Raw genomic sequence first — 18187 nt, 5'->3', positions numbered from 1 at the left:
TTCAGGCTCCTTTCGGATTCGGTCGGCGCCGCGGCGCCGAATCGGCTCGTTTCGATGGTTCTTGTCTCACGTCAGACCGGCCGTGAAGGGCATGAGCGACTCGATACCGCGCGTCGGCCCATACCTTGACCGACTCGATCATCGCGGCAGCGGCATTGTTGGCCGGCGACAGCCTGACCATCTTCAGCCCCGCCTGCTTGACCTTCTCGATGTCGCCGGCCTCGTCGCACTCGACCTGCGCGCAGGTGCTGCTCACGATGTACTCGCCCATCTTCGTCAGCACCGTCTGCCTGCGCGCCGGCAGGCAGGCTATGCCAGCGCTTCTCCCTGATCACGTCATTGGCGACCAAGTAGCCGAGATTGTCGCCGATCATGGAAGCGTGCGAGCGCTTGTGGTTGTCACCGGACACCCCTGCCACCCGCAGCGGGCCCACACTGCCGGCCACCGCCAGCGCGGACGCGACCGGCATGCCGGCCGCCAGCAGAGCACGAACAGCAATGGCGCCTCTGCTGATCAAGGCGCGGGTCCCTCTTCGGCGTCCGACAGCGGCGGCAGCGCGGTCCAGGAGCGTCGCGTGGCGAGCGCGGCGCAGGCGGCCAGCACATCGAGCGCCGGCAGCCCGAACCCCAGCGGCAGCAGCACGCTCACAGTCCAGTTCAGCACGCCCGGGCCGCTGGTGGCCGCGGCGCCGACAGCGAGTTCGTGCCAGGTGCATGGTCACCACGCATTCAGCCTCGCCGCTGGTCGAAGGCGCGCCCGTACACCATCGAGGCGATGGTGTTGCGCAGGATCTCGGTGGTGCCGCCTCCGAGCGCGAAGCCGCGGGAGTCGCGCACCATGCGCTCGAGCGGCAGCGCGCGCGTGAAGCCGGCATGGCCGTGGATCTGCAGCGCCTCGTTGGTGACGCGCTGGACCATCTCGTTGGCGTAGAGCTTGGCCATCGCCGCCTCCAGCGGGTCGGGGAAGCCGTCGACGAGGTGGGTCGCAGCGCGGTAGATCATCAGCCGCGCGGCGTGGATCTGCACGGCCATGTCGGCGACCTTCCACTGCAGGCCCTGGAACTCGCAGATCGGGCGGCCGAACTGCTCACGCTGCTGCGAGTACGCCTTCGCCGCCTCGTAGGCGGCCTGCGCGACGCCCAGGCACATCGCTGCGTTGCCCACGCGCTCGGGGCCGAACGAGCTCATCAGGCGCTTGAAGCTGCGCGTGGAGCCCGGGTCGCCTTCCATGATGACGTTGGCCCGCGGCACGCGGCAGCGGTCGAAGAACAGCTCGACCTCGGGCATGCCTCGGCCGCCCATCTTGCGCTCCGGGTGGCCGACTTCGAAACCGGGCGTGCCGCGCTCGACGACCAGCGCGCCAATGCCCTTGGGCCCTTGCGTCTTTCCCCAGCGCGCGAACACGAAGACGTGCGTGGCGAGGTGGCCGCCGGTGCAATAGGCCTTCTGGCCGTGCAGCACGATGTGGTCGCCGTCGGGCGTGGCCGAGGTGACCATGTCGGTCATGCCCGAGCCCGCGCCCGGCTCGCTGATCCCGATGGCGAAGTTGAATTCGCCGCTCACGCAGCCGGGCAGCCAGCGCTGCTTCTGCTCGTCGCTGGCCATGACGGCGATCGCGCGCGAGGGTCCGTTGATCGCGATCTGCGCCACCAGCGCGGTGTTGAAGCACACGCGCGCGATCTCCTCGAGCAGGATCGTGCCCTGGATCACCGGCGCGCCCGAGCCGCCATAGGCCTCGGGGATGACCATGCCGAGGTAACCCAGCCGGGCGAGCAGGTCGCGGTTCTCGGCGGGGAATTCTTCCTTCTCGTCCCAGTACGCCGCCTTGGCGGCGAACGCGCGCTCGGCGGTCTTGCGGATGTCCTGGCGGAAGGCTTCGAGGTCGGGGTCGAGCTGGAACATGGTCTATCCGGTGTTGGGTTCAATGGCCGACGAAGTTGGGCTTGCGCTTCTCGAGGAAGGCGGCCACGCCCTCCTTGCGGTCGTCGCTCTGCAGCACGAGCCCCTGCGCATTCGCCTCGAGGTCGAGGAACGCTTCCAGGCTCGGCTGCATCGCGGCGCGGAACATGCGCTTGCCCATCGCCAGCGCGAAGGTGGCCGACTCGGCCAGTTCGCGCGCCAGCGCGAGCGCGCGGGCGTCGAGCGCATCGTCGGCGAGCACCTCGTTGACCATGCCGAGTTCGCGCGCTTCGGCCGCCGGCACAACGCGCGCGCTCATCATCAGCTCGCGCGCGCGCAGCACGCCGATGTACTGGGTGAGGAAGTAGGCCGCCGCGCCGTCCGGCGCGAGGCCGATCTTCTTGAACACGAGACTGAAGCTGGCGTTCTCCGACGCCAGGATCAGGTCGCACGCGAGTGCGAGGCTCCAGCCCACGCCGACCGTGGCGCCGCGCACCGCGGCGATCACCGGCTTGTCCATGTTGGCCAGTCCGGCGATGACGCGGTGGGCGCGCTGGATGCGCTGGCGGCCCGACAGCACGTCCAGCCCCTTCATCGTGCCCACGTCGGCCCCGGCGCAGAACGCGCGGCCCTCGCCGCGCAGCAGCACGGCGCGCACCTCGCCGTCCTTCTGCAACGCGACGGTGGCGTCGGCGAGCTGCTCCATCATCTCCGGCGTCAGCGCGTTCAGGCGCTCGGGCCGGGCCAGGGTGACGAGGGCGAGCGCGCCCTCGCGCTCGACGCGCACGGTCATGACGGGCTCCTGCTGCTTTGGATGTCGAAGATATGGTTGGCGATGTTGTTCTTCTGCGTCTGCGTGGTGCCGCCGGTGAGCGTGAGCATGCGCACGTCGCGCACCATGCGCTCCAGCGGCAGCGAGCCGAAGTAGCCGTAGCCGCCGAACATCTGCTGGCACTGCACGGTCACGCGCTGCGCCATCTCGGTGGCGAAGACCTTGGCGATCGAGCAAAGCGCAGGGTCGGGCCTGCCGGCGTCGATCAGCGCCAGCGCCTTGTAGCAGAGGCAGCGCGCGGACTCGATCTCGATCAGCGCATCGGCCATCATCCGGCGCAGGCCCTGCATCTCGGCCAGCTTCTGGCCGAACTGCTCGCGCACGGTCATGTACTCGCGCGCCAGGTCGAACGCGCCTTCGGCGACGCCCAGCGCCATCACGCCCATGCCGACGCGGGTGCCGTTGTAGAGGGTGAGCGGCCTGACGAAGCCGGCCGAGTTGGCGGGGTCGCCCGCGGTGACGATGTTGGCAGCCGGCACGCGCACGTTGTCGAAGAACAGCTCGTTCTCGGCCGCGCCGCGCACGCCCATCTTGCCTTCGAGCTTCTTCACCGTGAAGCCGGGGCGGTCGCACTCGACGATCACCGTGCCGATTCCGCGCGCGCCGCTGCTCTTGCCGAAGCGCGCGTAGACCAGGTGCATGTCGGCGCGATCGCCAAAGGTGGTGAAGATCTTGCTGCCGTTGATGACCACCTCGTCGCCGTCGCGGACGGCCGAGGTGCGGATCGCGGTGCCGTCGGAGCCGGCCTGCGGCTCGGTCCAGGCGATGCTGCACTCGAGCTCGCCGCTGACGAAGCGCGGCAGCAGCCGCCGCTTCATCTCGATGGAGCCATGGTTGGCAATGATGCGCGGCGAGACGTTCTGGTCGTGCACGATCATCGCCGTCAGCAGGTCGACCTTGGCCAGCTCCTCGATCACGAGGTAGGTGTCCACCAGGCCGGCGCCGCTGCCGCCGTACTCGCGGTCCATGCTCAGGCCGAGGTAGCCGAGCTCGGCGAGGCGGTGCTTGTTCTCCTCGGGGAACAGTTCCTCGCGGTCCCAGCGCGCCGCACGCGCGCGGAACTCGCCCTGCGCCAGCTTGCGAGCCGCGTCGCGCAGCTGACGCTGCTCGTCGTTCAGTTCGAAATCCAAGGCGTGTCCTTCACTTGGTCTTCAGGCCCATCAGGCCCGCGATCAGGTTGCGCTGCATCTGCGACGTGCCGGCGGTGATGGTGGTGGCGCGCGCGTCGCGGTAGTGGCGCTGCATGTCGAACTCCATGATGTAGCCGTAGCCGCCCATGATCTGCATGCCCTGGTTGGCGATGTTCGCGTAGGCCTCCGAGCCGAACAGCTTGGCCTGCGAGATGGCCATCAGCGCGTCCTCGCCGCGCTCGAGCTGGAACGCAGCGCGCCACATCAGCATGCGGCTCGCCTCCACCGCGGTCTGCATGTCGGCCAGCAGGTGCGCGATCGACTGGAAGCTGCCGATCGGCCTGCCGAACTGCCTGCGCTCCTTGGCGTAGGCGAGCGCCAGATCCACCGCTGCCTGCGCGCAGCCTGAATAACCAGCGGCCGTCATCAGCCGCTCGAGCTGCAGGCCAGACAGCATGTAGGCCCAACCCTTGTGCGGTTCGCCGACCAGCCGGTCGGCCGGCACGCGCACGTCGTCGAAGAACACCTCGTAGGTGCCGAGCGCGCGGCGGCCGAGCGTGTCCAGCTTGCGCAGCGTGATGCCCGGGGTGTCCTTGTCGACGAGGAACAGGGACAGCGACTCCTGGTGCGGCCCTTCGGGCTTGCTGCGCGCGTACAGGTTGATGACGTTGCGCTCGGCGCCGGCGCCGGTGGAGAACACCTTCTGCCCGTTGATCACCCAGTGCTCGCCGTCGCGGCGCGCACTGGTGCGCATCGCCCCGGCGTCGGACCCAGCGCCTGGCTCGGTCATCGAGATCGACATCTTGATGCGGCCGTCCATCAGCTGCGGCAGCCAGTACCGGCGCTGCGCCTCGGTGCCGTTGTGCAGGATGTTCAGGCCGTTGAAGACGCAGGTGCCGTAGGCGCCGAGGAAGTCGTAGCTCTTGCGGCCCAGCTCCTCGGCGATGATGGCGAAGTCAATCACGCTGCCGCCCAGGCCGCCCACCGGCTCCGGGAACGGCATGCGCAGCAGGCCCAGCTCGACGAAGGCGTCATACAACTCACTCGGGTAGCGGGGCTCCTGGTCGCAGCGGCGGATGTACTCGGGTGTGGCGATGCGGTCGAGCATGGCGCGCACGCTGTCGCGCAGCAGGTTCTGCTCTTCGGTGAACGAGAAGTCGATCGGCATGGCGTGCTCCTCAGCGCGCGACATAGGGCGGCAGCCCGGTCGCGGCGGTGAGCCCGCCGTCGGCCACCAGCGCCGCACCGGTGATGAACGAAGCCTCGTCAGAGGCAAGGAAGGCGATCGCCGCGGCAATCTCCTGGGCGCTGCCCATGCGCTGCAGCGGGTGCGCCGCCGCCATCATGGTGCGCAACTCGTCGGCGCGGTCGCCGGCTAGGATCTGCGTGACGCGCGTGTCGATGCCGCCCGGGCAGACACAGTTGACGCGGATGCCCTGCCCTGCGCATTCCAGCGCCGCGGCCCGGGTGAGGTTCACGACGCCCGCCTTGGCCGCGTTGTACGCCGGCATGCCGACGTCGCCGGCCATGCCCGACACCGAGGCGGTGTTGACGACGGCGCCCCTGCCCTGCCGGCGCATCACCGGCAGCGCGTACTTCAGGCCGAGGAACACGCTGGTCAGCGTGACCGCGAGCGTGCGGTTCCATGACTCGACGGTGGTCTCGCAGAGCAACGCTGGCTCGCCGTAGCCGGCGTTGTTGACGAGCAGGTCGAGTCGACCCCAGCGCTGCAGCGCCAGCGCCACGGTGTCCTCGATGGCAGGCGGTTCGGCCGCGTCCATCTTGATCCACGCGGCCTCGCCACCGGCCTCGGCAATGGCCTGAGCAGTCGCCCGCGCACGCGTACCGCTGAGGTCGGCCACCAGTACGCAAGCGCCCTCGGCCGCGAAGCGGAGGGCACTCGCCTGGCCGATGCCCGAACCGGCGGCGGTGACGATGGCGACCTGGCCTTCGAACCGCCGGCTCATCCCGGCCTCACTCCGCCTCGACCGTGCCCCGGGGCAGGAAGGTGATCGTCTCGGTGAAGTCGACCAGAACCTCGCCGTGCTGATTGATCACGCGGTGACGCAGGTCCATCAGCGTGTAGCCGCGCGAGGTGGGCGGCCGCAGCCAGGCCTCGCCCTCGACGTGCACGGTGTCGCCCGGAAACAGCGCACCCTTGACGCGCGCCTGTACGCCCGTCATGCCGCCGAAAGGGCCGTGCTCGCGGCCTTCGAGCACCTGATCGATGACGCCAGCCACCGTGGGCGCGAGCAGCCCCATGCCCAGCGAGATGATCATCGGCCCCGGCGCGAAGCGGTTGCGGTGCCGCCCCGACATATGGGCCTTGATGTACTCCATGTCGATGAAGAAGGGCTCGTGCAGCCCGACCACATTGACGAAGGTGACGATGTCGGTTTCGGTGATGGTGCGGTTGTGCGTGCGGAAGGGCACGACGCGTGCGTCGGCCAGCGGCTCGGTGGACATGATGGGCTCCTCGTGCTTGCCTGTGGGTTGTGCGCTGCCGTGCCGATCAATCGGCACCCGGCTTCAGACACTCGGGCATCTTCGCCAGCGGAAAGCCCTCGTAGGGCCGGCTGCGGCTGTGCTCCTCGAGCTTCCAGGTCTGGCGTGCGTTGGGCACGCCGCCGTCGACGCGGATGAACGAGCCGGTGATATAGGCCGCTCCCTCGGACAGCAGATACACCACCGCCGAGGAGATTTCGGCTTCGGTGCCATAGCGTTGCAGCGGCGCGGTCTTCATCAGGCTGCGGAACTTGGCCTGCATCTCCGGGCCGTAGGTGTCGAAGCCGCTGCTGGCGATGAAGCCCGGCGCCACGGCGTTGACGCGCACGCCGGCATGACCCCATTCGCAGGCCGCCGTCTCGGTGAAGGACAGCATGCCCGCCCGCGCAGCGCCGCTGTGCGCCATGCCAGGCATGCCCATCCACATGTCGGCGATGATGTTGACGATGGCGCCGCCGTGGCCCTCCATCCACTGCGTATAGGCTTCGCGCGAGACGAGGAAGCCGCCGTGCAGGTTGTTGCGCACCACCGCGTCCCAGCCCTTGAGCGTGATGTCGCGTACCGGCTGCGGGTACTGACCGCCGGCATTGTTGACCAGGCCATCGATGCGTCCGTGGGAGGCCAGCACGTCGGCGATCATCTGCTTCACGCCCGACTCGTCGCGGATGTCGCAGGAGTGGATCGTCACCGTCACCTGCGGGGCAGCCGCGCCGATCTCGGCCTGCACCGCCTGCAGCTTCTCGACCTTGCGGCCCACCAGCGCAAGCGCGGCGCCCAGGCTGGCCAGTTCATGCGCGATGCAGCGGCCAATGCCGCTCCCGCCACCCGTGACGATGATGGTCTGCCCGGCGAACAGGCCCGGACGGAAGACGGAACGGTAGGATGCTGTGGTCATGGTTTGCTTGGTTGGGGTTCGTCGACGGGCTTGAGCATGAAATTGCCGTGGCCGATGGCAATGGGCTTGTCGGGGCTGGATTGCCATGCTTCGACGCGCAGGTGAGCCACCCGCCTGCCCTGCTTGACCATGAACACCTGGGCGTAGGTGTCCACCGGACGGCCGGAGCGCAGGTACTCGAAGGTGAAGTTGATGGTCTTGGGCAGATCCGCGCTGTCCATGTCCCACAACAGGTAGAACAGGCCCGCACATTCCAGGAAGCCGCCGATCGCGCCGCCGTGCAAGGCCGGCAACGCCGGGTTGCCGATGAGCTTCTTGTCGAAGGGCATGCAGGCACCGAACTGATCGCCACGGATGTCCAGGCGCACGCCCAGAAAGCGCGCGTAGGGCACCAAGTTCACCAACGGTTCCCAGTCGCGACTGTGGCGCGCCGCAGCGACGATGCTCTCGATCGTCATGGCTTGAACCCTTCCAACATCGTGAGCGCCGCTTCCAGCGGGATGACCGGCCCGTCTGTGAACATGAAGATTCCCGACGAGGTGGCGATCGGGTCGTCAGGGCTGTCGTGATAGGCCGCGCCGCGGACGAAGGCCAGTTCGTGCCCGAGCTTGTAGCAAACGGCGCCGCCAAGAATCTCGCGCCCTGGAGTGGCCGGCTTCAGGTAATCGATGCGCAGATCGAGCGTGGCCATCGGGCGCAGATTGTTCAGCTTCACGTAGATGGCCAGACCGTAACAGCTGTCCAGCAGCGCCGTGATCACGCCACCGTGCACCACACCGCTTGCCGGATTGCCAACCATCCGTTCGTCCGGCAGCACCTTGATGACACACCAGTCGGGCTCGACCTCGTGCAGCCTCAACCCCAGTTCGCGGCTGTAGGGCGAGATCACGGTGATCTGCTGCCACTTGCGGACCTTGTCCGCTTGATTGCTTTCGACTTCAGGCATTCAAATTCGCTCCTTCACCAAGTGCGCGAGTGCGCTCTTCACATGCGCTTGGCCACTTCTTCGAGCATGACCTCGGTGGCGCCGCCGCCGATGGCCTCCACGCGCGCATCCCGCACCATGCGCTCGATGGCGGCCTCGCGCATGTAGCCGAAGCCGCCATGGAACTGCTGGCAGTCATAGAGCACCTCGTTGACCAGCTCGCCGCACAGCGCCTTGACCATCGACACCTCCTTGACGCATTCGCGGCCCTGGGCGTCGAGCCAAGCGGCGTGGTAGACGAGCGCGCGCGCCGCCTCGACCTGAGCGGCACGCGCGGCCAGGCGCTGGCGGATCGCCTGCTTGTCCCACAGCGTGGCGCCGAAGGCCTTGCGTTCTCGCACATAGGCCACCGTCATCTCGATCGCCCGCGCCGCCTCGCCGACACAGGCGGCGCCCAGCACCATGCGCTCGTTCTGGAAGTTGCGCATGATCTGGTAGAAGCCCTTGTTCTCCTGCCCGAGCAGGTTCTCGGCGGGGATGCGGCAGCTCTCGAACACCAGCTCCGCGGTGTCGCTGGACAGCCAGCCGCTCTTCTTCAACGCCCGGCCGACCCGGAAGCCCGGTGTGCCCTTCTCGACGGCGAAGATCGAGATGCCGCGCGACCCCTTGGCCGCTGCGTCGGTCTTGGCCCCCACGAAGTACAGGTCGGCATGCACACCGTTGGTGATGAACATCTTGCTGCCGTCGATCACCCAGTGATCGCCATCGCGCACGGCGCGGCTGCGGATGCCGGCCACGTCGGAGCCTGCGTCGGGCTCCGTCACCGCCACCGCGCAGACCTTGTCGCCCCGTATCACCGCCGGCAGCCACCGCTGCAGTTGCTCGGGCGTGCCGAAGTTGGCCAAGTGCGGCGAGGCCATGTCGGTGTGCACCGTGACCGTGACCGCGAAACCGCCGAAGGTCGAGCGGCCGAGCTCTTCTGCCAGGATGGCGGAGTACAGGGTATCGAGCGCCGAGCCGCCATACTGCTCGGGATAGCGTATGCCCAGGTAACCCAGGCTGCCCATCTGCCGCAACACCTCGCGCGGCACCATGCCCGCTTCTTCCCAGGCGCCGGCCTTGGGCACGATCTCCTGCTCGATGAAGCGGCGCAGGTTGTCGCGGAACTGTCGATGTTCGTCGGTGAAGTAGATCGGCTCGTTCATGTCGTCGTCTCAGTTTCGATGGTCACCAGGAGATCTCCGCCCCGCACCGAATCGCCGACGCGGCAGCGCAGCTCGGCCACCGTGCCATCGGCCGGCGCGGCCAGGGTGTGCATCATCTTCATCGCCTCGACGATGAGCAGCGGCTCGCCGGCCCGTACGCGGGCGCCTGTCGCCGTCGAGACAGCGGCCACCAGACCCGGCATCGGTGCACGCAGCACGTTGCCTTCCCCCGCCTTGCCGGCTGCCGCAGCTGCCAATGCATGGGCCGTGCGGTCGATGCGCGTGAAGGCGTGGATGCCCTGCTCGCTGTGCAGCCACACCCGTTCGGTACCCGCCTCGCGCGCCGTCAGGAACGTGAACGCCTCGCGCACGCCTTCCCGCTCGATCTGGAGCCGTTGGCCGTCGAGCCGTGCGGCGACGTGCATGCGGCAGTCGCCTACTTCAACCCACCAGCCCACGCCCTGGCGCCGCACCAGCGCACGGTGCAGGTTTCGGGCGGCGTCTTCAAACAGCACCAGAACGCCGGCCGGCACCACGTCGCCCAGCAGCCGCCAGGCGCCCAAGGCGTGCCAAGGTGAGGCCTGTGCGCTGGACTGCGCCGCCAGCACGCAACCCAGCGCAGCCTGCGCAATCGCCGGTGCCGCGTCGCCTCGCGGCACCCAGCCGCCGGGAAAGCCGCGTTCGATGTAGTGCGTGCTGAGCGGGCCCCCGAATGCAGGCGCGCGCACAAGGTCGGCCAAGAAGCCCAGGTTGCTGCGCACGCCCAGCAGCCGGTACGCGCCCAGAGCGCTGCTCAAGCGCCGCGCAGCCTGGTCGCGCGTGTCCCCGAAGGCGATCACCTTGGCCAGCATCGAGTCGTAGTGCGGCGTGACCGCGCTGCCAGCCCGCACCCCACTGTCGACGCGGACGCCTTCGCCCGCCGGTTCGTCGCAGACGACCACGGTGCCGACCTCGGGCGTGAAGCCGGCCGCCGGATCCTCGGCACACACGCGCGCCTCGATGGCCCAGCCGCGGCGCGCGATCTGCGCCTGCGTGAACGCGAGCGGCTCGCCGGTGGCCACGCGCAGCTGCCACTCGACGAGGTCCAGTCCCACCGTGGCTTCGGTGACCGGGTGCTCGACCTGCAGCCGCGTGTTCATCTCGAGGAAGAAGGTGTCGCCACTGGCCGCATCGTGGATGAACTCCACGGTGCCGGCCGAGTGGTAGCCGATTGCTTGGCCGATCGCCAGCGCATGGCGGTACAGCGCTTCGCGCTGCACCTCGCTCAGGTGGGCGGCCGGCGCCTCTTCGATGACCTTCTGGTGGTTGCGCTGGATCGAGCACTCGCGCTCGAACAGGTGCACCAGATGACCGTGCTGGTCACCGAGCAGTTGCACCTCGAGGTGGCGCGGCTCGGCAAGGTAGCGCTCGAGCAGCACGCGGTCGTCGCCGAAAGATGCCTTCGCCTCGCGGCGCACGGTGGCCAGGGCAGGCGCGAAATCCGCCGGCTGGCGTACCACCCGCATGCCCTTGCCGCCGCCGCCCGCCGAGGCCTTGATGAGCACCGGCCAGCCGATGCGCGCGGCAGCCTGCGCCAGCACGGCGTCGGCCTGATCGTCTTCGTGGTAGCCCGGCACCACCGGCACGCCGTGCTCGACGGCAATGCGCTTGGACTCGATCTTCGAGCCCATGCGCCGGATGGCCTCGCGCGAGGGGCCGACAAAGACGATGCCCGCCGCTTCGCAGGCGTCGATCAGCGCCGGGCTCTCGGACAGGAACCCGTAGCCTGGGTGCACCGCCTGGGCGCCGCTGGCCCGTGCCGCGGCCAGGATCACCTGAGCGTCCAGGTAGCTGCGCGCGGCCTCGGCCGGTCCGATGCGCACCGCAGCGTCGCACTCGGCCACGTGGCGCGCATCGCGGTCGGCGTCGGAGTAGACGGCAACGCTACGCAAACCAAGCTGTCGCGCGGTGCGCGCAATGCGGCAGGCGATTTCGCCGCGGTTGGCGATCAGCAGGGTGTCGAACATTGCCCCGCTCACCGCTTGCGCCACGCGGGCGACCGCTTCGCGAAGAAGGCCTCGATGCCCTCGCGCCCTTCGTCGGTCTCCCAGGCGTCGGCCAGCTTGTCCGCGCCGTAGATCATGCTCGTGGGCAGGTCGTGGCTGTCCACGTAGGTCACCAGCTTCTTGGTGGCCGCCACCGCACCGGGGGCGCATTGCAGCAGATCGGCCAGCTCCCGCTCGACCGCAGCGTCAAGCTCCGCCGTCGGCACCACCTCGGACACCAGGCCGAGCCGCCGCGCCTCCGCAGCGCTCATGCGCTTGGCAGTGAGAAAGGTGCGGCGCGCGTTCGCCTCGCCCATGCGCGCGACGACGTAAGGGGAGATGTTGGCCGGGATCAGCCCGAGCCGCACTTCCGTCAGGCAGTAGCTGCCGGTGTCAACCGCAACGGACACGTCGCACACCGAGATCATGCCCACGCCGCCGCCATAGGCCGGCCCGTTGACCCGGCCGATCAGCGGCATCGGCAGCTCGTTGAGCGCACGCAACATCAACGCCAGCTCGAAGCTCTCGGCCACGCGCTGCTCGCGCGTCTTCTTCATGTTCTGCTGCATCCAGCCGAGGTCGCCGCCGGCGCAGAAGGTGGCCCCGGCGCCCGTGAGCACGACCGCACGCAAGCCCTTCTCTCCCGCGAGCCAGTCGGCGGCCTTCTTCAGCTCCGCGATCAACGTGGCGTTGAGCGCGTTGTGGGTGTCGGGGCGGTTCAGCGTCAGGCGCGCGACTCCGCGGGCGTCGACATCGAGCAACAGAGTCTGTAATGCGGGTGGGGTCATGGTCACATGCGATAGACAGGGGTCGCCGTCTTGCGGATTGGGCGGCGCGCGCACAGTGCGAGCGCCAGGCCCAGCACGTCGCGCGAGGACGACGGGGCAATCAGGCCGTCGTCCCACAGCCGCGAGGTGGCGTAGTAAGGATCCGATTGGCGCGCGTACTGCTCGCGCACCGCACGTTCCGTTTCCGCCAAGCGTGCCTCGTCGGCCGGGCCGCGCAGGTTGGAGCGTGCGAGTTCCAGCATCACGTTGCTGGCGATGTCGGCGCTCATCGTCGCCACCTGCGCGCTCGGCCAAGCGAACAGGAACTCGGGCTCGAAGCCACGCCCGCACATGCCGTAGTTGCCCGCGCCGTAGGAGCCGCCGACGATCAGTGTGAGTTTGGGCACGCGTGCGCATGACACGGCGTAGACCATGTTCGCACTGTGCTTGGCGATCCCGGCGCGCTCGGCCTCGCTGCCGACCATGAAGCCGGCGATGTTCTGCAGAAACAGCAGAGGCACGCCGCGCTGGTTGGCCAGCTCGATGAAGTGCGTGCCCTTCAGGGCCGCCTCGGCGACGAGCGCCCCGTTGTTGCCGAGGATGCCGACCGGATGGCCGTGGATGCTGCCGAAGCCGGTGACGAGCTGGGCACCCCAGTCGGGCTTGAATTCGTGCCACTCGCTGCCATCGACCAAGCGCGCGATGATCTCGCGCGCGTCGTAGGGCTGCTTGGGGTCTGCCGGCACCAGGGCGTCGAGTTCGGCCGTGTCGTACAGCGGCGGACGCGGCGCCAGCGGCGGTGCCGGCAGCGCCGCCGCCGGCAGGCTGGCGACGATCTCGCGCAGGCGCGCCAGCGCCTGCGGCTCGTCGTCGGCCAGGTGGTCGTTCACGCCCGAGACCAAGGTGTGCATCGCCGCGCCGCCCAGCGTCTCCCCATCGACGGTTTCGTTGATCGCGATCTTCACGATCGAGGGGCCGCCGAGGTGGATGCGCGCGTTGCCGCGCACCATGATCACCTCGTCCGACAGCGCCGGAATGTAGGCGCCGCCGGCCGTGCAGCCGCCGAACACGGCGGAGATCTGCGGCACGCCGTCCTGCGACATGCGGCACTGCTGGAAGAAGTTGTTGCCGAAGTGGTCGCGATCCGGGAACACACGATCCTGCTCGGGCAGGAAGGCGCCGCCGCAGTCCACGAGATAGAGCACCGGCAGCCGCAGCCGCCAGGCGATCTTCTGCGCGCGGCGGTGCTTCTTGACCGTCTCGTGGAAGAAGGAGCCGCCCTTCACCGTGGCGTCGTTGGCGATGAACATGCATGGCTGACCGGCGACGATACCGACGCCGGTGACGATGCCCGCGGCCGGCACCTCGTTGCCGTACTGTCCCCAGGCAGCCAGCGGCGAGAGCTCCAGGAATGCCGTGCCGTCGTCGCACGCGAAGTCGATGCGTTCGCGCGCCAGCAACTTGCCGCGCGCGCGGTGGCGCTCGATGTGCGCATCACGACCGCCGACGGCCACCAGCGCGAGGCGCTCGCGCAGCAGCGAAAGCTGCTGCCGCCCGTGGCGCTCCGACGCCTGATCCTCGCCAGCGACGAAGCGGCTCGTGATCAACGCCATGTCGACGGCCCGGTGGTATAGCGCGCGTTCGGCTTGGTCACAGCAGACAAGTTCATGACGAGGGCCTTCGCGTCAAGCGGGTGGTTCGAACGGGCATCTTACGTCAGTCAAACATTCGTTAGGGGTGTGCTTGCGTGGTCAGCGGCCAAAGCGCGACGCTCGTCAGCGCCGCGACCATGACGAACGCGAGCCGGTAGCCACCTCCGACAGCCAGGACGACGCTGAACAGCACGGCGGCCATCACATAGGCGATCAGCAGGAGCAAGGTCGCACCGGCCATGGCTTCGTTGAGCGACTCACGCGGTGCAATGCGGGCCATTTCTGCAAACAGGACGCCGTTCCAGCTCGCCACCGTCAAACCACCGAGCACCGACAGCGTCACCACCGCCCAGGCTGGCCAGGCAGGTGTGCAGAACGCGAACGCGAGCGTGGTCAACGCCGACGCGGCGGCCATCCAGCGCAGTACGCGCAGGCCGTCGCCGAGCCTGTCCGAGGCGAAGCCGGCCAGCGGTCGCCCGAGCACGCTGACCGTCTGCATGAGCGCGAACTGCCCCCCGGCCGCCACCAGCGACCATCCCAATTGCGAGACGAGGTAGGTCACGAGAAACGCGAACCAAGTGCTCTGCCCCGTCGCCAGGCATCCTCCGACGATCCCCATGCGGCGCATGCCGGGCATGGCGACGAGCGTCTGCAGCGGGCGGCGCAGGGCATCCATGGAGCCGAAGTGCCGCCAGCGCAGCCGCAGCGTCCGGTCCCGTTGCGCATCGACTCGCCGCCGCCATGGTTGCACCGCCGACAGCGCGGCTGCACCCAACGCGGCCGCCACCAGGATGGCCCCTTCCAACCCGAGCCATTGCGCCGCACCCGGGAGAAGCAGGCCCGCCGCCACGCCGCCCAGCGGCACGCCGGCCTGCTTGACGGAGAACAGCAGATTACGGTGGCTTGGCGGCGCATAGCGCTGCAACACGTCCATCCCGGCCGTCGACGGCGGGCCGATCGACAGGCCGATGATCAGCGAGCCCACCACCGGTGCCCCGGCCGACGGCAGCGCGCACAGCAGCGCGCCGGCGACGCCGAGCGCCATGCCTATCTGCAAGGTGCGCATCGAGCCGAGGCGACGCTGCAGTGGCGCGGCGAGCAGCAACACGAAGATGGAGCCGCCCGAGATCAGCGCCGTCAGGTAGCCGACGCTCTCGGCCGGCCAGCCGACGCGGGGCCCCAATGTCGGTGCAAGCGTCGGCGGAATGCGCGACAGGAACGATACGGCCGTCTGCACCACAAGCATGGCCACCAAGGGCCCGACCCAAGCCTCGGCCGACTCGGGCGGGTGAATCGGCGGCGGAGGCGATTCTGCGGAATCCCCGCTCTGTGCCATCGGAGCCGGTGACCGGTTCAGCAGCGCATCGCGGCAAGCGTGCCGCTGCGCATCAGCCGACCGTTGAGCGGCCGACCGATGATGCGTTCGGCCAGACGGGCAGCCTCGACGAGCTGCTCGAGGTCGAGCCCGGTGTCGACGCCCATTTCTTCGCACATGAAGGCCATGTCCTCCGTGCAGATGTTGCCTGCTGCGCCGCCGTGCTTGTGGCCGGCGAAAGGGCAACCGCCCAGGCCCGCCACCGAGCTGTCGAACAAGTCAACACCCATCTGCATCGCGGCATAGACGTTGGCACCGCCCACGCCGCGCGTGTCGTGCAGGTGCAGACCGATGCGCGCCTGCGGCACCAACTCGCGCACGGCACCGATGCGGCGCTTGATCTCCTCCGGGTTGGCCCAGCCCATCGTGTCAGCGAGGTAGAACGCCGGGAACCGAATGCGACGATCGGCGCAGGCGTCGACCAGCCAGCGCACGACATCGGTGACGGCCGACACCGGGACCGGCCCGCCGAGGTTGCAGCCGAAGGCGGTGACGACGTAGGCCTGCTCGAACGGAATGCCCAACGCGATGTAGCGGTCGATCCACGCCAGCTGGCGCTCGCGGTTCTCGGCCACGCTGCAGTTGTTGTTGCGCTGCGAGAAGGGCTCGGTGACGTAGAACACCACCTTGCCGTCGATGTCGATGTTGTCGCAGGCGCGCGCACGCTCGAAGCCGCTCTCGTTCAGCCACAGCCCCGTGTAGCGCGTACCGGGCCGCTTGCGCAGCCTGGCGAACAGCTCGGGCGAGTCGGCCATCTGCGGCACGGCGCGCGGGCTGACGAACGAGGCGCACTGAACCTGCCTGAGGCCTGAGGCGGCCAGCGCATCGATCAGGGCCAACCGATCGTCCAGCGGATAGGTTCCCTTCTCCATCTGGAAACCCTCGCGCGGGCCTTCCTCGTGAAACTCGACGCGTCGCGGCAGCATGGACATCTTGGTTCTCCCTCAGGACGTCGCGGCCGGGGTGACCTCGGCCAGTCTTTGGTGGCGCTCCACCATGTCGCCGACCGCGCAGTTCAGCAGCGTCAGCGTTCCATCGATTGGCGCGCTCACATGCAGCTCCATCTTCATAGACTCCAGCACGATCACCGTCTGGCCTGCACCCACCGCATCGCCGGGGGCCGCCTTCAGCGCCACCACCTTGCCCATCATCGGTGCGAGCAGGGCGCCGCCGGCACCCTCTTCGCCCAGCGCACCGCCGAGGTAGGGCGTGCAGCCAAAGACGCTGCGCCCGAGCGCGCTGACGACCTCGATGCCCGCCGCAACCTCGGCCACGGCCACCTCGATCACCCGTTGACCAACATGCAGCAGGCGGCGCCCGGATGCCAGCGCCGCCGGCACATGCAAGGCCGCGGCCACGGACTGCTCGGCGAGCAACAGCTGCACTGTGCCGTCGGTCGCCGGCGCGGAACATCGAACCGGCCACTGCGCCTGGCCGGCGGACAGCACGACGCTCGGCAGCGGGGCGACCGCGACAGTGCTCACGCCCAGCCGCCAGCCGGTGAAACTGCCGGCCTCGCTCCAGCAGCCCAGTTCAGGCGCCAGGGCGCGCTCACGCTGCAACCAGTGAAGGGCTGCAGCAGCAACGTGTTCGATCGGCTCGGCCGCCGTCACCGGCGTGGCCGTGGCCGCGGCAGTGCTTTCGTCGATGAGCCGAGTGTGGAAACTCGCATCGCGCGTCTGCGGCCAGTGCAGCAGCTCGTGCAGGAACTGCAGATTGGTCGTCAGACCGATGACCGTGGTGTCGCGCAGGCCTGCGGCCAGTGCGCGCCGTGCCGAATCGCGGTCGGACCCGCTGGCGATCAGCTTGGCGATCATCGAGTCGTAGTACGGAGAAACCTCGTCGCCGCTGTCGACCCCCGCCTCGACACGTACCGCGGAACGGCCGAAGTCGACACGCTCGAGGCGGCCCGTGGTGGGCAGGAAACCGGCAGCAGGATCTTCTGCACACAGGCGCGCCTCGAAGGCATGGCCATCGCAGCGCACATCGGACTGCGCCAGCGGCAACGCACCGGTGTCTGCGATGCGCAGTTGCAGTTCGACCAGGTCCAGGCCGGTGACCTCCTCCGTCACCGGATGCTCGACCTGCAGCCGCGGGTTGACCTCGAGAAAGAAGTACTCGTCGCCGGCAACCACGAACTCGACCGTGCCCAGCCCTCGGTAGCGCACCGCCTCGGCGAGTTTGACGGCGTCGGCCAGCAGTCGCTCGCGCAAGGCCATCGGCAGCCCTGCGCTCGGCGCCTCTTCGATGACCTTCTGGTGGCGGCGTTGCAGCGTGCACTCGCGCTCGTAGAGGTGGATGGCGCGGCCATGGCCGTCGCCGGCGACCTGCACCTCGATGTGGCGCACACGCGGCAAATATCGTTCGACGATCATCTCGCCGTTGCCGAAGGCCTTCCCGGCTTCGCGCATCGCGCTTTCGATGCGGGTCTGCAAGCCGTCGAGCGATTCGATGACCGCCATGCCGCGGCCGCCACCGCCGGCCACCGCCTTGAGCAGCACCGGCAGCGGCATGCCCTGCACCGTCGACGCCACGGCCGCCGCGTCGCTGATGCCTCCCCGGCTGCCGGGCACGACAGGCACCCCCACCGAAGCAGCCTCGAGCTTGGCCTGCGCCTTACCGCCCAGACGTTCCATCGTCTCCGCGGTCGGACCGATGAAAACGAGGCCGGCAGCGTCGAGCGCGCGCACGAACTCGGGGTTCTCCGAGACAAATCCGAAACCCGGATGCACGGCGTCGGCCCCCACCCGCTTGGCCGCCGCGACGATTGCGTCGATGCGCAGGTAGCTGTCGGCGGGAGCGGCAGCGCCGAGTTCGACGGATTCACCGATCTCGCGCACGTGGCGCGCATGGCGGTCGGCGGCCGAGTGGACCGTGGCGACTTTCAGGCCGAGGCGGCGGCAGGTGCGCGCGATGCGGCAGGCAATCTCGCCGCGATTGGCGATCAGAACCTTGTTGATGCGTTGCATGATGGGGGC

The 18187-nt window shown here is 68.8% G+C and carries 18 protein-coding genes; all 18 read right to left on the bottom strand.

Translation table 11 applies throughout. The annotated features are described in order from the left end of the window. Window position 1: 1 nt before the first annotated feature. Complete coding sequence (locus tag HQN59_RS23645) at window positions 2-271, bottom strand: hypothetical protein (protein ID WP_176071607.1); 270 nt, start codon at window positions 269-271, stop codon at window positions 2-4. Window positions 272-514: 243 nt separating this feature from the next. After that, on the bottom strand, window positions 515-643 hold the full coding sequence (locus HQN59_RS26640) for a hypothetical protein (protein ID WP_259372774.1): 129 nt from the start codon (window positions 641-643) through the stop codon (window positions 515-517). Window positions 644-729: 86 nt separating this feature from the next. Beyond that, the gene (locus HQN59_RS23640; protein ID WP_176071606.1) at window positions 730-1902 is read right to left on the bottom strand and encodes an acyl-CoA dehydrogenase family protein; all 1173 of its coding nucleotides are present in this window, start codon (window positions 1900-1902) and stop codon (window positions 730-732) included. 19 nt (window positions 1903-1921) lie between these two features. Beyond that, window positions 1922-2692, bottom strand: a complete 771-nt coding sequence (locus tag HQN59_RS23635) for an enoyl-CoA hydratase/isomerase family protein (protein WP_176071605.1) — start codon at window positions 2690-2692, stop codon at window positions 1922-1924. Further along, window positions 2689-3861 (bottom strand): acyl-CoA dehydrogenase family protein, encoded by a 1173-nt coding sequence (locus HQN59_RS23630; RefSeq protein WP_217704289.1) that lies wholly within the window; start codon window positions 3859-3861, stop codon window positions 2689-2691. Before HQN59_RS23630 ends, HQN59_RS23635 begins: the two co-directional genes overlap by 4 nt. Window positions 3862-3871: 10 nt before the next feature. Next, window positions 3872-5029 carry an acyl-CoA dehydrogenase family protein gene (locus HQN59_RS23625; RefSeq protein WP_176071604.1) on the bottom strand — a complete coding sequence of 386 codons (1158 nt, stop codon included), beginning with the start codon at window positions 5027-5029 and terminating at the stop codon, window positions 3872-3874. 10 nt (window positions 5030-5039) lie between these two features. Further along, window positions 5040-5828 (bottom strand): SDR family NAD(P)-dependent oxidoreductase, encoded by a 789-nt coding sequence (locus HQN59_RS23620; protein WP_176071603.1) that lies wholly within the window; start codon window positions 5826-5828, stop codon window positions 5040-5042. A 7-nt stretch (window positions 5829-5835) separates the two neighbouring features. Continuing rightward, entirely contained in the window at window positions 5836-6327 is a 492-nt protein-coding gene (locus HQN59_RS23615) for a MaoC family dehydratase (protein WP_176071602.1), read from the bottom strand. A 46-nt stretch (window positions 6328-6373) separates the two neighbouring features. Continuing rightward, on the bottom strand, window positions 6374-7261 hold the full coding sequence (locus HQN59_RS23610) for an SDR family oxidoreductase (protein ID WP_176071637.1): 888 nt from the start codon (window positions 7259-7261) through the stop codon (window positions 6374-6376). After that, window positions 7258-7719, bottom strand: coding sequence for a PaaI family thioesterase (locus HQN59_RS23605; protein WP_176071601.1), 462 nt, complete (start codon window positions 7717-7719; stop codon window positions 7258-7260). The genes HQN59_RS23610 and HQN59_RS23605 overlap by 4 nt, the downstream gene beginning before the upstream one ends. Further along, complete coding sequence (locus HQN59_RS23600) at window positions 7716-8207, bottom strand: PaaI family thioesterase (RefSeq protein WP_176071600.1); 492 nt, start codon at window positions 8205-8207, stop codon at window positions 7716-7718. The genes HQN59_RS23605 and HQN59_RS23600 overlap by 4 nt, the downstream gene beginning before the upstream one ends. A 38-nt stretch (window positions 8208-8245) precedes the next feature. Further along, window positions 8246-9391 carry an acyl-CoA dehydrogenase family protein gene (locus HQN59_RS23595; protein WP_176071599.1) on the bottom strand — a complete coding sequence of 382 codons (1146 nt, stop codon included), beginning with the start codon at window positions 9389-9391 and terminating at the stop codon, window positions 8246-8248. Continuing rightward, complete coding sequence (locus HQN59_RS23590; RefSeq protein WP_176071598.1) at window positions 9388-11397, bottom strand: acetyl/propionyl/methylcrotonyl-CoA carboxylase subunit alpha; 2010 nt, start codon at window positions 11395-11397, stop codon at window positions 9388-9390. Before HQN59_RS23590 ends, HQN59_RS23595 begins: the two co-directional genes overlap by 4 nt. A gap of 8 nt (window positions 11398-11405) precedes the next feature. Then, the gene (locus HQN59_RS23585; protein WP_176071597.1) at window positions 11406-12203 is read right to left on the bottom strand and encodes a crotonase/enoyl-CoA hydratase family protein; all 798 of its coding nucleotides are present in this window, start codon (window positions 12201-12203) and stop codon (window positions 11406-11408) included. A 2-nt stretch (window positions 12204-12205) separates the two neighbouring features. Then, on the bottom strand, window positions 12206-13795 hold the full coding sequence (locus HQN59_RS23580) for an acyl-CoA carboxylase subunit beta (RefSeq protein WP_176071596.1): 1590 nt from the start codon (window positions 13793-13795) through the stop codon (window positions 12206-12208). A gap of 118 nt (window positions 13796-13913) precedes the next feature. Then, a complete protein-coding gene (locus tag HQN59_RS23575) occupies window positions 13914-15080 on the bottom strand; it encodes an MFS transporter (RefSeq protein WP_176071595.1) in 1167 nt (388 codons plus the stop codon). Window positions 15081-15187: 107 nt separating this feature from the next. Next, complete coding sequence (locus HQN59_RS23570) at window positions 15188-16141, bottom strand: hydroxymethylglutaryl-CoA lyase (protein ID WP_176071594.1); 954 nt, start codon at window positions 16139-16141, stop codon at window positions 15188-15190. Window positions 16142-16153: 12 nt separating this feature from the next. Further along, window positions 16154-18178 (bottom strand): acetyl/propionyl/methylcrotonyl-CoA carboxylase subunit alpha, encoded by a 2025-nt coding sequence (locus tag HQN59_RS23565; RefSeq protein ID WP_176071593.1) that lies wholly within the window; start codon window positions 18176-18178, stop codon window positions 16154-16156. Window positions 18179-18187: the final 9 nt, after the last annotated feature.

It is taken from the genome of Rhizobacter koreensis (assembly GCF_013366375.1).
GTDB classification, from domain to species: Bacteria; Pseudomonadota; Gammaproteobacteria; order Burkholderiales; family Burkholderiaceae_C; genus Schlegelella_A; species Schlegelella_A koreensis.
This window is presented reverse-complemented; position numbering and strand designations above follow the sequence as displayed.

Excerpts from the sequence above, each read along its gene's own strand:
- HQN59_RS23575 (WP_176071595.1), bottom strand. The coding sequence starts at position 15,080 with ATGCTTGTGGTGCAGACGGCCGTATCGTTCCTGTCGCGCATTCCGCCG.
- HQN59_RS23585 (WP_176071597.1), bottom strand. The coding sequence starts at position 12,203 with ATGACCCCACCCGCATTACAGACTCTGTTGCTCGATGTCGACGCCCGC.
- HQN59_RS23645 (WP_176071607.1), bottom strand. The coding sequence starts at position 271 with ATGGGCGAGTACATCGTGAGCAGCACCTGCGCGCAGGTCGAGTGCGAC.
- HQN59_RS23570 (WP_176071594.1), bottom strand. The coding sequence starts at position 16,141 with ATGTCCATGCTGCCGCGACGCGTCGAGTTTCACGAGGAAGGCCCGCGC.
- HQN59_RS23590 (WP_176071598.1), bottom strand. The coding sequence starts at position 11,397 with ATGTTCGACACCCTGCTGATCGCCAACCGCGGCGAAATCGCCTGCCGC.
- HQN59_RS23640 (WP_176071606.1), bottom strand. The coding sequence starts at position 1,902 with ATGTTCCAGCTCGACCCCGACCTCGAAGCCTTCCGCCAGGACATCCGC.
- HQN59_RS23615 (WP_176071602.1), bottom strand. The coding sequence starts at position 6,327 with ATGTCCACCGAGCCGCTGGCCGACGCACGCGTCGTGCCCTTCCGCACG.
- HQN59_RS23620 (WP_176071603.1), bottom strand. The coding sequence starts at position 5,828 with ATGAGCCGGCGGTTCGAAGGCCAGGTCGCCATCGTCACCGCCGCCGGT.
- HQN59_RS23625 (WP_176071604.1), bottom strand. The coding sequence starts at position 5,029 with ATGCCGATCGACTTCTCGTTCACCGAAGAGCAGAACCTGCTGCGCGAC.
- HQN59_RS23565 (WP_176071593.1), bottom strand. The coding sequence starts at position 18,178 with ATGCAACGCATCAACAAGGTTCTGATCGCCAATCGCGGCGAGATTGCC.
- HQN59_RS23595 (WP_176071599.1), bottom strand. The coding sequence starts at position 9,391 with ATGAACGAGCCGATCTACTTCACCGACGAACATCGACAGTTCCGCGAC.
- HQN59_RS23635 (WP_176071605.1), bottom strand. The coding sequence starts at position 2,692 with ATGACCGTGCGCGTCGAGCGCGAGGGCGCGCTCGCCCTCGTCACCCTG.
- HQN59_RS23600 (WP_176071600.1), bottom strand. The coding sequence starts at position 8,207 with ATGCCTGAAGTCGAAAGCAATCAAGCGGACAAGGTCCGCAAGTGGCAG.
- HQN59_RS23610 (WP_176071637.1), bottom strand. The coding sequence starts at position 7,261 with ATGACCACAGCATCCTACCGTTCCGTCTTCCGTCCGGGCCTGTTCGCC.
- HQN59_RS23605 (WP_176071601.1), bottom strand. The coding sequence starts at position 7,719 with ATGACGATCGAGAGCATCGTCGCTGCGGCGCGCCACAGTCGCGACTGG.
- HQN59_RS23580 (WP_176071596.1), bottom strand. The coding sequence starts at position 13,795 with ATGGCGTTGATCACGAGCCGCTTCGTCGCTGGCGAGGATCAGGCGTCG.